The sequence below is a fragment of the Erythrobacter sp. S249 genome, from assembly GCF_057364975.1.
The window spans coordinates 2,517,174-2,530,880 of sequence record NZ_CP200287.1; the positions used below are offsets into that span (position 1 = coordinate 2,517,174).

Consider the following 13,707-nt stretch of genomic DNA (forward strand, 5'->3'; position numbering starts at 1 on the left):
TTATTCGGCTGACGGCAGCTCGCGCACCTCCACAGGCATCCCGAGCTGCTCCAGCTGACTTTGAACGACGCTGGCATCGCCAACCACAACCCAAACGAATTTGTCGGCGCTGATCGCGGCGCGTGCGGCGGCATCCAGGCTTTCTTTCGTCTGGCCGCGATAGCGCTCTACCAGTGTCTCATAGTAATTGTCCGGGCGGCCAAACTGGGCGTTGGTCTGCAACGCGCGCAGAACCGCGCCAGAGGTTTCGAACCGGCCGGGCAGTTCACCGACTTCGGCGGCGACATTGCGAGCAAGCTCTTCGTCGGTCACGCCGCTGGCGGTGAGGAACTCAGTGGTCTCGCGGATCATCTCCGCCACCGAATCGCCGGTGCGATCGGCCTGAACGCCGCCAGAGATTTGATAGACGACCGCGTTTTCACGCGCCTGTGCTCCGCCGCGCACGCCATAGCTCCAACCCTTGGTCTCCCGCAGGTTCATATTCAGGCGGGCGAGGAAATTGCCGCCGAGAGAATTGTTGGCATTGGTAAAGTCGACATAAGCCGGATCGCTAGCATCAAGCGGGGTCAGTTGCGCCCCCAGGATGAAGCTTTGCGGTGAGTTCGGGCGGTTGATCAGGATGATCCGATTGCCCTCAGCCTCGGCGACATCGCCAAAGTTCTTGGCGCCTTTGGTAGCCGCCGGAGCGGTCCAATCGCCAAACACTGCGTTGAGCGAGGTGACGATTTCATCCAGAGGACGATCAGAAATGACGAAAACCTCGCCATTGTCCGGGCGGATCCAGCTGTCTTTGAACGCGACCAGATCATCGCGAGTGATCGCGCTGACGCTCTCAACCGTGCTGGTGTTTCCGTATGGATTGTCAGCGCCGAAAACTTCCGGGCCAATCGCGCGCACGGCCACGCCTTGCGGCGAGTTCATCTGCTGTTTGATACCGGTGATGGTTTGAGCGCGGACACGCTCCAGCTCGCTCACTTCAAACGCAGGCTCACGAATGATTGTCGACATCAGGTCGAGCGACGGGGTGAGGTTTGCTGAAAGCGCGGAAAGCTGGAAGGTGGAGCGATCGGCGCTGGTGTTGCTGGAGATGCTCACGCCCAAGCGCTCCCGCGCCTCTGCGATGTCTTGCGAGGACATCTCTGCTGTGCCTTCGTCAAACAGGCCAAGCGTCAGGCCAGCAAGCCCGTCTTTGCCCGCTGGGTCAGAAGAACCACCGGCATCGAAGGACAGGGTGACATAGGTCGCAGGGACCGCGTCACGTTTTGCATAGGTGACCTGCATGCCATTGGCCAAGGTCGCGCGCTGCACATCGGGGAAGTCGAGCTCTGCCACGGTGTCGATCGGCGGCGCTGGGCGCTCCACCGAAACGGTGAGCGTGTTGTCCGCCGGGGCAGCATCGTCTGCGGCGGCCTCAACCGAAGCCGCCTCTTCATAGGCTGCGTCGCGTTCGCCAGGCTCCAGGACCAGGGTCATTGACGGGCGGGTGAACCACTTTTGCATCGCCGCCTTCACTTCAGCAGGCGTGATCGTGGCAAGCGCATTGAGCTGTTTTGCATAGAAGTCTGGGTCATCGACGAAGACCTCACCCTGCGCCAGCGTCACCGCTTTACCGCCGAACCCGCCGACTTGCTCGAGGCCCCGGATTGTGCCTGCCAGATTGCTGGTTGCCGCGCGGCGAACCTCGTCCTCTGTTGGGCCAGTTTCGATGAATTCAGCGATCAGCTCGTTAAGGCGGGTTTCGAGCGTTTCCAGCTCAACACCTGGCCTGAGCGTTGCACCAACGTTCAGCACGCCAACACGCTGGAACGCGAAATTGCCGGCAGAAACGCTGACGGCCAATTGCTCTTCGCGCACCAGAATTTGGTCAAGGCGGCTGGATGACAGCCCGCCCAAGATTTGCGCGCCGACATTCAGCGCTGTCAATTCGCGGTCAGCAATGCCAGGGGCAGGCCAATATTTGGCGACGTTGGTGGCGGCGACCTTGTCCTTCATTACCGTGCGCACGTCCTGGACCAAAGTCGGTACTTCAGCCGCAGCAGGGGTGTTCACCGGGCCGCGCGCAATTGCTCCGAAGTATTTTTCAACCAGTGTGCGCGCCTCGGCGGCGGATACATCACCGGCCAAAACGATCGTTGCGTTGTTGGGGCCGTATTTATTGCGGAACCAATTGCGCACATCGTCCATCGATGCAGCATCGAGGTCAGCCATCGATCCGATGGGGGTGTGGCCGTACGGGTGCGGCTTTGGAAACAGCGTTTCGACGATCTCGTAAAACACGAGCCCGCCAGGCTGGTTGTCGCCCTGACGCTTTTCATTTTGGACAACGCCGCGCTGGTTATCGAGCTTTTCCTGCGTCACCGCGCCAAGCAGATAGCCCATGCGGTCGCTTTCCAGCCACAGTGCGCGTTCCAGTGCAGGGCGGGGAACCGTTTGGAAATAATTCGTCCGGTCAAAGCTGGTCGTGCCGTTGTAATCGGTCGCGCCCATTTCCTGCAGATATTGGAAATAGTCATTCGGGGCGTTTTCCGACCCATTGAACATCAGGTGTTCAAACAGGTGAGCGAAGCCGGTCTTGCCTTTCGGCTCGTCCTTGGAGCCGACATTGTACCACACTGCGACAGCAACAATCGGCGCCTTGCGGTCTTCGTGAACGATCACGGTCAGCCCGTTTTCAAGCTCGAATGCCTCATGCGGAATGGCAACCTGGGACACCAGATCACTAAGATCGGTGGTCGCCTCAGAGGCTGCGGCATGATTATCCGCCAGAGCAGGCGTCGCTGCGGTCGCGGCAAGCGCGAGGCCGACGGCGGTGAAAGTTGTGGTGAAACGCGAAAGCATAATAGTCCCCAAAGAAGCTGTGCTTGAAATTGGCCTGTTGGTTTCGGCCTGATCGTTTTGAATATTCAGCAAATAAGCATGATTGCGCTCAATTGCTAACGGTATAACGCTGCGCGGCGTTGGCGATCACGTCGTCGCGCCAGAAATAAACCGGCTTCAACTGGTGATCGACGAACAATTGCATCTGATCGGTGTAGTGCGGGCTGTCTGGCCGGGTGATGGCCGCGCCAAAGGGTTGGATCGAGCGGGAAAACACCCGCCCGCCATCGACCGGCCACTCAACCCATTGGATAAAGCTGTCGCCGTGAACCAGCGATAGTCGACCATCTTCATCGACCTGCCAGGTGGTCGAGGCGCGCAAAGTGTCTGACCCGCCATCGAGTGGCAGATCAACATCCCCTTGGCGCAGCCGCAGAAGCTCTGACATGGGCGGGTCCAACCTGCCGAAATGCTCCATCAGATGGGCGCGCTTCTCCAGTAGGAATTCGCGCGTATCGGGCGCATCGTTCTTGTTCTGATATTCTGCCGACATGTATTCCCGGATCATCAACAGGGCGAGCGCATCAGCCGGGCCTTCGCTGTCGGCGGTGAAATCCCAGCTGAGTAACAGATCGCGCGCCTCGGCAAGGTCAGCGTCTCCTGCTGGATCAAGCGCCTCCACCGCATCCCACAAATCCGCGACATAGCCCGCGCGTTCATAGGTCACGTCATATTTGATCCGTTCCAGATTGGCCCGGTCAAGCACTTCGGTTTCGCTCAGCAGTTTCCACGCGCGGCGAGAACGATTGGTCTGCTTGCGCTCCACGCCCAGTACGGGTGAGAAATCCGCAGGGTCGAGATCGCTGCCAGCGCCAGCCGCAGTGAACGGCTCGTTATTTGCGTTGTAGAGCCACCCGCTCGTTGGATTGATCAGCTTGGGCAGCTCCTCATAGCTCACCGTTCCCTCCCAGATCAGATCGCTGCGATTGCCGGGCAGCACGCCGCGCCAATTGGCCTGCACCTCGTCTAGCTCCGGCCGGTCCGGGATCGCCGCATTGTAGACATAGGCGATATTGCCCGCCTTATCGGCATAGATGAAATTCGTGCTGGGAATGTCCATCCGCGCCATTTGCGTCTGCCATTCCTCCAGATCGGTCGTCTTGTTGAGGCGGTAATAGGCATCGAGCTGATCGAGACTGTCCATCGCGCCATAACGGATCGCAAAAGCGCCCGTGTCATTGATGATGACCGGGCCGTGGACGCTGCGATGCACGGTGCGGCGCACGGGCAGGGTGATCGGGCCGAGCTTTACCGGCAGGGTCACGGTCTTGCTTTCGAGATCGCGCCATTCGCCATCGAGCTCATAGCGCGTGCCGCTCTCATCCAAGGTCAGCTCATATATATCCGTCATATCCGGGCGATTGACCGTATTGGTCCAGCCAAGGTGGCGGTTGTGACCAAGGAATGCGAAGGGTGATCCGGGGAAATTGGCCCCGGTGAAATGCCAGCCTTCCTCGCTCTCTACCGTCAGCTCGTACCAAGCGACCCCGCCGCGCAGCGGCTGGTGCGAATTGGAGATCAGCGTCGTCGGCCCGCCCGATTTTTCCGGCGTGACTGCAAAGGCGTTTGACCCCAGCAATCCCGCATCATCGCCCGTCGCCGGTAAGGGGTGAGGGCGGTAGGAGGCTTGCTCGCTCTCATTCCCCGTTGCCCCTGGCGCATCATTGCTTGGCAGGACCGCGCGCGGAAAACCCGGAATGTCGGGCCCAAACTCGCGGCGCAATTCCTCGCCAGTGACCAGCTGCCCGATTACATTGTTCAGCCCAAAGAAGAGCGGTTGGCGCAGGGCGAAACCGGCGGCAATATCTTTGCCGTCCATGGGAAAGAGGTTCGCAAGCTTTAGCTCGCCCGGATGGTCCGCTGCATATTGATTGAGACCGGCGGCATAGGCTTCGAAAAGCGCGCGTGTGTCGGCTGGCAGGGCGTCATAATGCCGGTCCGCCGTGCCGCGCGCATCGAGCAGGTGATAGGCAAAATCGAACTGCGCGCCTTCCTCGCCGGCAATCGCGCCGTAGCGCCCGCGCGACATTGCTGCGACATCCTGCAATGTGAAGAAGTCATCCTCTGCCTGCGCAATCGCTACGCCAAAGGCGACATCAGCATCGGTCTTGCCGTAAATCTTGGGCACGCCAAATTCATCGCGAATGATCTCGGCGTTGTATTGCTTCTTGTCCGGAGCCTCAGCGGTGTAGGCGAAAAACGGCTCCCACGTCATTAGTCCGACCACGGCGACAAAAGCCAATGCGAGCGCGGTAAACCCGGCCCGGGTAATCCATTTGCGCATAAACTCTCCTCTGACTGCCTTGCTAGCGCGCATTTCTCTGCCGGTGAAGGGGCGCCGCGTGCGAAGGGGATTGGGGATTAGGAGGATGCGGGCTCTTCCGCTTTGTGGATTCGGCTCGCTACGCAGGTGTCTGTGAAAGCTCAGATCACCATCGGCCACGAAGCCTCCGGCACGCCGGTGCAGTTCGATATCGAAGAATTGCTGGCGACCCGGCTGCTGGTTCAGGGCAATTCGGGCAGCGGAAAATCGCATTTGCTGCGCCGCTTGCTCGAGGAAAGCTCGCAAATGGTGCAGCAGGTCGTGATCGATCCTGAGGGCGACTTTACCTCCCTAGCTGATGAGTTCGGCCACATCGTGATCGATGCCGCTGCCTATTCCGCAGGCGAGATCGAGGCGCTGGCTCGCCGTATCCGCGAACACCGCGCCAGCGTGGTTCTGGCGTTGGAGGGGCTGGAGGTTGAGCAGCAAATCCGCTGCGCCGCGCAATTCATCGCCGCTCTGTTCGATGCCCCGCGCGAACACTGGTTTCCCGCTCTGGTTGTCGTGGACGAGGCGCAGATGTTTGCGCCCTCGGTCGCGGGCGAGATCGCCGAGGATACGCGCCGGATGACCTTGGGCGCGATGACCAATTTGATGTGCCGCGGGCGCAAGCGCGGCCTAGCAGGTGTGGTGGCGACCCAGCGTCTGGCGAAGCTGGCGAAGAACGTCGCGGCGGAAGCCTCCAACTTCCTGATGGGGCGGACCTTCCTCGATATCGACATGGTGCGCGCCGCCGATCTACTGGGCATGGAGCGCAGACAGGCGGAGCGCATTCGCGAGCTGGAGCGCGGCTATTTTCTGGCGCTTGGCCCCGCGATCAGCCGCCGCCCGGTCGCGGTGAAGATTGGTCCGGTGAAATCGGGCAAGAAAGACGACGTCGGCGGATTGATGCCAATGCCTGCACAGGGGCCCGCCGATATGGAGGCTCTGCTAACGCAGGATTTGGCCGCAGAGGCTGCCAAAGCCAATCCCGCGCCTTCGCCGCCGCCCGCTCCGCCGATTGAGGCGGTTGAGCAGAGCATTGCTCGAAGCGAAGAAGCGCCCGCAGGCGCAGCGGATGCCGCGCCGCAAACCGATGTGCAGGAGCGGATCGCAGCGATCATCAAAGAGCTTGCGGGGTCAAAGGACGCTGCGTTTCAATCGGCGAGTTCTCAGTATCAATCCTTCCTTGCGCGCTGCCGCCGGGAGCGGATTATCGGCCCGATGCCAGATATGCAGGTGTTCCGCCGCGATTTCGCTATCGCAGGCGCACGGCTGGATGATTTGGATGAGGCGACCCGTGCGCGCATCCTGCAGTTGGCGGGGCAGGTTGAAGAAGACTTGCTAGCCCCGTGGCTAGTCATTGCCAGCGCGGCCCATGCTGGCGAAACCGAGGTCGATGAGGATGCGCTGGCGCGCGCCTATGGTACCAGCTCTCCTGGCCGCATCCGGCGCTTGCTCGACCATCTGGAAAAGCAGGGTGTGATCGTCGTACGCGAGGATTTCGGCGGTGTGCGCACGATCATGGTGCCCGGTCTTGAGGGCATTGCAGCCTCCTGATTTGCCGCTGCTGGCGCCTGAAATCGCCTGAAATTTCCGCTGCCCCCTCGCAACAATTGGGGTAACCCCTATATGCGAGTAACACACCTCTTTTGAGGGCAGCTATTTTTAAACGAGGGGTCTTTTATGAATCTCGAAAAATTCACCGACCGGGCCAAGGGCTTTTTGCAAAGCGCGCAGACAGTTGCGATCCGCATGAACCACCAGCGGATTACGCCCCTGCACCTGCTGAAGGCGCTGCTCGAAGACGAGGAAGGCATGGCGGCCGGATTGATCCAGCGCGCCGGCGGCGAGGCTGGCCTGGCGGTCAGCAAGGTCGACGAAGGGCTGGGCAAGATCCCGGTTGTGACCGGCGGCGGCGCTCAGCAAACTCCGGGCCTAGACAATGACACCGTGCGCGTGCTCGATAATGCGGAGCAGATCGCGGAGAAAGCCGGTGACAGCTATGTGACGGTCGAAATGCTGCTGGTTGCCCTGTCACTTGCGCCGGGCGCCACTGGCGAGGCGATGAAGGCGGCTAGCGTGACGCCGCAGAGCCTCAATTCCGCCATCGATCAGCTGCGCGGCGGACGCAAAGCCGACAGCGCGAATGCGGAAAGCTCCTACGATGCGATGGAGAAATTCGCCCGCGATCTGACCCAAGCGGCGCGCGACGGCAAACTCGATCCAGTGATTGGCCGGGACGAGGAAATCCGCCGGACAATCCAGATCCTCGCGCGGCGGACCAAGAACAACCCGGCGCTGATCGGCGAACCGGGCACGGGTAAGACCGCGATTGCCGAAGGCCTCGCGCTGCGCATTGCCAATGGTGATGTGCCCGACAGCCTCAAAGGCCGCACGCTGATGTCGCTCGATATGGGCGCGCTGATCGCGGGCGCGAAGTACCGCGGCGAGTTTGAAGAACGGCTGAAATCCGTACTCGACGAAGTGAAGAACGCCGATGGGCAGATCATCCTGTTCATTGACGAGATGCACACTCTGATCGGTGCAGGCGCGAGCGAAGGCAGCATGGATGCCTCCAACCTTCTGAAACCGGCTCTATCGCGCGGCGAGTTGCATTGTATCGGTGCGACCACGCTCGATGAATATCAGAAATATGTCGAGAAAGACCCGGCGCTGCAGCGGCGTTTTCAGATGGTCTATATCGACGAGCCAAGCGTTGAGGACACGATCAGCATCCTGCGCGGCCTGAAAGAGAAATATGAGCTGCACCACGGCGTACGGATCACCGATGGCGCGCTGGTCGCCTCGGCGCAGCTATCCAACCGTTATATCCAGAACCGCTTCCTGCCCGATAAAGCGATCGACCTGATGGATGAGGCCGCGAGCCGCATTCGCATGGAGGTGGAGAGCAAGCCGGAGGAGATCGACGAGCTTGATCGCCGCATCATCCAGCTGAAGATCGAAGAAAGCGCGCTCGAGAAAGAAGGGGATGCCAATTCCAAGGATCGCCTTGTCGCTCTGCGCGAAGAGCTGGCCAATTTGGAGCAGGAAAGCGCTGAGCTGACCACACGCTGGCAGAATGAGCGCGACAAGATCCAGGCCGAAGGCAAGATCAAGGAAGAGCTTGATGCCGCCCGCCTAGAGCTGGAGCAGGCGCAGCGGGTGGGCGACCTCGCCAAGGCAGGGGAGCTTTCCTATGGCAAGATCCCGGAGCTGGAGAAGCGCCTGGAAGAGGCCGAAGACCTCAATGAAAACGCGCTGCTGCGCGAAGAGGTGACCGAAGAGGACATCGCAGGCGTTGTGGCCCGCTGGACTGGCATCCCGATGGAACGGATGATGGAGGGCGAGCGCGACAAGCTGCTGCAGATGGAAGAGATCATCGGCAAGCGCGTGATCGGCCAGTCCGATGCGATTGTCGCCGTCTCCAAGGCCGTGCGCCGCGCGCGTGCCGGCTTGCAAGACCCGGGCCGCCCGCTTGGCTCGTTCCTGTTCCTCGGCCCAACCGGCGTCGGCAAGACCGAGCTGACCAAGGCGCTCGCTGAATTTCTGTTCGATGATGACCAAGCGCTGGTCCGCATCGATATGAGCGAATTTATGGAGAAGCACTCGGTCGCCCGCCTGATCGGCGCGCCTCCTGGCTATGTCGGCTATGATGAGGGCGGGGTGCTGACAGAAGCGGTGCGGCGCAGGCCCTATCAGGTGGTGCTGTTCGACGAGGTCGAGAAGGCCCACACCGATGTGTTCAATGTGTTGCTACAAGTGCTCGACGATGGCCGCTTGACCGATGGGCAGGGCCGCGTGGTCGACTTTGCGAACACGCTGATCATCCTGACCTCAAACCTCGGCAGTCAGTTCCTCTCCAACCTCCCCGATGACGGCAAAGTTGCCGATGTCGAGAACGAGGTGATGGATGTGGTGCGCGGGCATTTCCGCCCAGAATTCCTCAACCGCCTAGATGAGATCATCCTGTTCCACCGCCTGGCGATGGAGCACATGGCACCGATCGTCGCGATCCAGGTGAAACGCGTGCAAAAGCTGCTGAAGGACCGCAAGATTGAGCTCGACCTGACGGAAGCGGCGCTGCGCTGGCTGGGCCGGGTGGGCTATGATCCCGTCTACGGCGCAAGGCCACTAAAACGGGCGGTGCAGCGTTATTTGCAGGACCCGCTGGCCGAGAAGCTGCTGGAAGGCGGCGTGCCCGATGGCTCGACGGTAAAGATCGATGAAGGCGACGGCGAGCTGAAGATGGACGTCGAGAGCTAGGGGCTTGGCCTAGAGGTTTGGCAGCGTTTAGCGCCCAGAGGTAACAGATGTTTGATGCGTGCGGCTGCCGCTGTTAGCATCTTTAACTCTTGTCCGACCTTCTTAGAAAGCGATCTTTATGGAAAACCACTCAGTGAAAGCAGCGGCACTGGCCTGTAGCGCAGTTTTGGCATTTCAAGCTTCTCCTGCTTGGTCACAGAAGCAACCCGAATTGGAAACTGATAGGCCTGAGATTTTCTCTCAGTTGCTCGATTGTCGGCAGATTGAAGCGATAGAAGAACGAGTGGCTTGTTATGACGCTAGGGTCGATGCCTTGGACAAGGCCGAAGCGGACAACGAGTTGATCATTGCGGATCGCGAGGACGTCAAAGAAGCCCGCAAGGGACTGTTTGGCTTCAACCTCCCAAGGATCAAACTCTTTGGTGGCGATGACCAAGAAACCGAAAATATCGATGAAGTAAGTACATCAATAGTGTCTTCTCGGCAGTTCGGTCGGGGCAAGTGGCGTATCCGCTTGAGCAATGGATCGATTTGGGAGCAGACCGATAGCCGCAGTTTATCTAGAAGCCCTCGAGTAGATGATGCAGTCTTGATTAAACGTGCCTCCCTAGGGAGCTTTTTGGTCAAGATCCGTAACAATCCATGGTTGAAAATGCGCCGTGTAGAATGATGGGATAGTCTGACGAGAGAGATCTCGGACTGTTTCTTAAGAATTAGGCTGGCTATTCCTCTCACTAGAGGATGACCAAAAAAAAGGGGCGGGAGTAATTCCCGCCCCTTTTTATGTTGTGTCGTGGGTGCTTGTATTAGAAGCGACCCGTAAATCCGACCGTGTAACGGCGGCCAAGAATACCTGCGTTGAAGGTATTGGTCGCAGTCGATGGGAACGGAGCCTCTTCTTCGAAAAGGTTGTCGATTGTGAAGCGAACTGCAATTCGTTCATCAATCTCATGACGGAGTGTGGTGTTGATCAGGAGGTAATCGCTAAGACGGTCGAAGTCTTGGATGTCCTCTTCTGCTTCGTCTCGGTCAAATATTGACGACGAGAAGTACACGCCAGTGAGCGAGAAGGTTGTGCCACCGTTACGATATGTAAGGGTTGCATTCGCTTCGTGCCGGAAATCACCCGTTTCACCGTTGAAGTTGGTGGTCGAGTCAACGATCGTCTGGTTTGATTCATCCTGATAGAAGTAACGACCAGCAAGCCCGAGAGTGCCAAGATCGCTATCGCCGCCAAAGACGTCATTCAGGTCGAAATTGTAACGCACCGTGGCTTGTAGACCCGCAAAGTTCAATGAACCTGCGTTCGAATCGCCGGTAAGCGCCCCAGTGATCTGACCAGTGGCATCGCGAGTGAACTGACCACAAGTTGGTGCGTTCGGGAAGTTGGTGCTGTCGAAGCAGCTCGCCAAAATGTCCGTCAGCCCAAGTGTTACAATCGCATTGGTCAGCTCGATATCGATCCAATCAATCGCGAGGCTGAAGTTTGGAATGAAACGAGGTTGAAGGATGACGCCTGCCGTCCACGCTGTCGATGACTCGTTGAGCAAGTTCGGGTTGCCCGAACTTGTAATCTCTTGTGAAGCATCTTGAATGGTGGATTGGAAAGTCGTCGTATCAATACCGATTGAGGCGCAGTTCGCAGCACGTGTTGCTGGATCTGGGCCGTCGTTGACGAAATCCACATCGCACGGATCGTTTGCAAATGAGAACACACTGACAGCCGGCAAGAACAGTTCGGTGATCGCCGGAGCGCGAACTGACTCGGTGTAGCTGCCACGGAATGTGATATCTTCGATCGGTGCAAACACACCGCCCACAGACCAAACTTCGTCTGAGCCAGCGAGGCTGTTGTCGATGTAGCGAGCGGATGCATCAAGCTCCAACCGATAAATGAACGAGTCGTTCTCTGGCTGGATGATTGGAACGAAGACTTCTCCGAAGAACTCATTGGTTTCAAACGAACCAACAACTTCAGAAATCGCGACGGAGCGACCCAAGCCTTCTTGCAAAAAGCCATCAGGAGTGAAGCGTGACCGCTCGTTACGGTTCTCAAAACCAATGTTGAACGATACCGGATTGTCGAAGATGTCGAACGGTGAACCACCAAAGTTTGCGTTGAAGATCCGCTGTGTGTTGACCGATTCCGAAGTTACACCAGTAGTTACGAAGGCAATCGCCTCAGCTGATGGAGCGCCGTCACCGAAAAGGTTGAGCGGTACACAACCGGAAACTGCATTCGGTGTTTCTGGAGTGTTTGCGACATTCGCGGAAGTTGAGGCAGCTGCTGGTCCGTCGCGTGTCACGCGGCAGACAATGTTGCCGTCCGCATCTTCCACAGCATCAACTGCATTGATGAAGTTTTCTTGCACCAGCGACGTGCTGGACGCAATTGATTGCGACCGACCGTAGGAATAAGAAACTTGATAGTTGTAGTCACGTCCACCAAGCTCCACGTCTCCATCAATCCCGAAGACCGAGCGGAACAGGTCGAGTTGACCGAAGTTCGCGTTGTTGCCGCCGAGCAAGTCAAGGCTTGCGCGTTGGAGCGAGAACTGAGTGTCATCATCAGTACCGTCACCATCGGTATCGAAGTTCAGCACCTGAACACCTCCAGCGTCAGCAAGATTGCCTGGTGCCAGAAGAATGCTGCGGGCCTGATCGTTCAGGAATGGGTTGCTCAGCAAAACACCGAGACTGCCTGAGTCGCCGCCAAACAGTTGTGATTGGAAGACAGGTTGGTTGGCCAATTCAGTAGAGTTGGTATCGGCATAGTTCGCTTCGAAGAAGAAACGAATATTGTCGGTGATGTCATAGTGACCGGTTGCAAAGAGCGTCAGCCGTTCGAGCGCCGAAGAAATCTGCGCAGTGTCAGCGAGCGTCAGACCGTCACCGCCTGAAGAATTAACCGCGCCACTCGTCTCACCGAGGTCAAACGGCACAAGATCGCCGTTAGGTGCAAACTGAACGATACCGCCGTCTGGGCCTGTAAAGCCGGCACCAAAGGCTGGTAAAGCCGTTCCGAATGTAAAGCCCTGTGTCGGAATACCACCCCGAGTGAGGGCTGAAATTCGACGATTAACTAGCAGCGTATCGCCGCTGCGGAACAATTGCGCCGATGTACGGTCGCGGGCAGTTGCAAGAATACCTGCAGAATCGGTGTATTCGAAGTTGACTGCGATGTTACCGCGATCTTCGGCGAAATTCCCGCCGACCGTTACCGAGGTACGGACAGTTTCACCGTCACCGTCGTCAAAAAGGCCATATTGCGTGGTTGTTTCAAGGCCTTCGAAGTCATCTTTCAAACGCAGGTTGATTGTGCCTGCGACCGCGTCTGAACCATAAGTTGCAGCGCCGCGAACTGTCAGGACATCAACACCATCGATAAGTGAGACTGGGATCACGTTAAGGTCAACTTGCAGTCCGGATGCCGCACCACTGAAGTTGGAAGCTGTGTTTGACGATACGAAGCGGCGGCCATTGACGAGCGTCAAAGTCCGCTGTGACCCGAGACCAAACAGGTTGGCAAAGTTCTGACCAACGGAAAAGCCAGCTTGGCCACCGTTTGACGAAACCGCGACACCGAAGCCTGGGATTTCGTTTAGAACTTCAGAAATGTTGTTGAATGAACGTTGTTCAATCTCTTCGGCGCCGATGCTTGCGATTAGCGGTGCAGCACCTTCAGTTTCTGGGCGCGCAATCCGCGAACCAGTAACAACGATTCCTGGACCAGCATCTTCAACCGCGTCGTCTACTGTTTCGGCAGTTTCGGCATCTTGTGCTAGAGCTGGGACCGATGCGAGCGCGAGCCCGACGGCGAGGGAGCCGGCGCTAAGCCGGAGTTGTGTCGAAATTTTCATTTGGTTTCATACCCCTATGATTGGTCCAAATCTTTTGTGAATGCGAAGATTTGCATCCGTGAGAAGACTAGAAACATTAGGCACTACAGCCCTTTGCGCTCAAATCTTCCTATTCGATAAGGCACTAGCCGGCCGAAAAATTGGCGCTGCAACGCCAAGAATCCACGCATGCTATTCCTGAAAGGAGTAAAGACCGGTCTGTGGTTGAATGTGAAGCGTTACATCGCGACTCTCAAAAATGAACGCGAGGTGTATCAGAATTGCAACATTTGGGTTGGGCGGTTCGTTAGTGATCGAAACACGTCATTATCTTGCAGCAGGCCCGACTGAAAATGCGCGTGGCTTGGTGGTTCCAGGGCCAGCTAATTTCGCTAATCGATATGCGGTAGAGGCTTGGCAGGG

Annotated in this window: 6 protein-coding genes; 3 read left to right on the plus strand and 3 right to left on the minus strand. The window is 58.0% G+C overall.

Translation table 11 applies throughout. From position 1 onward, the window contains the following. Together AC0V6V_RS11900 and AC0V6V_RS11905 are read right to left on the minus strand one after the other, a co-directional pair. Complete coding sequence (locus AC0V6V_RS11900) at positions 1 to 2,838, minus strand: M16 family metallopeptidase (RefSeq protein ID WP_486165579.1); 2,838 nt, start codon at positions 2,836 to 2,838, stop codon at positions 1 to 3. An 88-nt stretch (positions 2,839 to 2,926) separates the two neighbouring features. Continuing rightward, on the minus strand, positions 2,927 to 5,161 hold the full coding sequence (locus AC0V6V_RS11905) for an acylase (RefSeq protein ID WP_486165580.1): 2,235 nt from the start codon (positions 5,159 to 5,161) through the stop codon (positions 2,927 to 2,929). 132 nt (positions 5,162 to 5,293) lie between these two features. Between AC0V6V_RS11905 and AC0V6V_RS11910 the strand changes: the two genes are divergently transcribed. From AC0V6V_RS11910 to AC0V6V_RS11920, 3 genes are all read left to right on the plus strand, one after another. Next, entirely contained in the window at positions 5,294 to 6,739 is a 1,446-nt protein-coding gene (locus AC0V6V_RS11910) for an ATP-binding protein (protein ID WP_486165581.1), read from the plus strand. Between the two features lie 126 nt (positions 6,740 to 6,865). Then, positions 6,866 to 9,445, plus strand: a complete 2,580-nt coding sequence (gene clpB / locus AC0V6V_RS11915; RefSeq protein WP_486165582.1) for an ATP-dependent chaperone ClpB — start codon at positions 6,866 to 6,868, stop codon at positions 9,443 to 9,445. Positions 9,446 to 9,563: 118 nt separating this feature from the next. Beyond that, on the plus strand, positions 9,564 to 10,115 hold the full coding sequence (locus AC0V6V_RS11920) for a hypothetical protein (protein WP_486165583.1): 552 nt from the start codon (positions 9,564 to 9,566) through the stop codon (positions 10,113 to 10,115). A gap of 136 nt (positions 10,116 to 10,251) precedes the next feature. On the opposite strand, the gene AC0V6V_RS11925 is transcribed toward AC0V6V_RS11920, so the two are convergent. After that, positions 10,252 to 13,305, minus strand: coding sequence for a TonB-dependent receptor domain-containing protein (locus AC0V6V_RS11925; protein WP_486165584.1), 3,054 nt, complete (start codon positions 13,303 to 13,305; stop codon positions 10,252 to 10,254). Positions 13,306 to 13,707 lie beyond the last annotated feature (402 nt).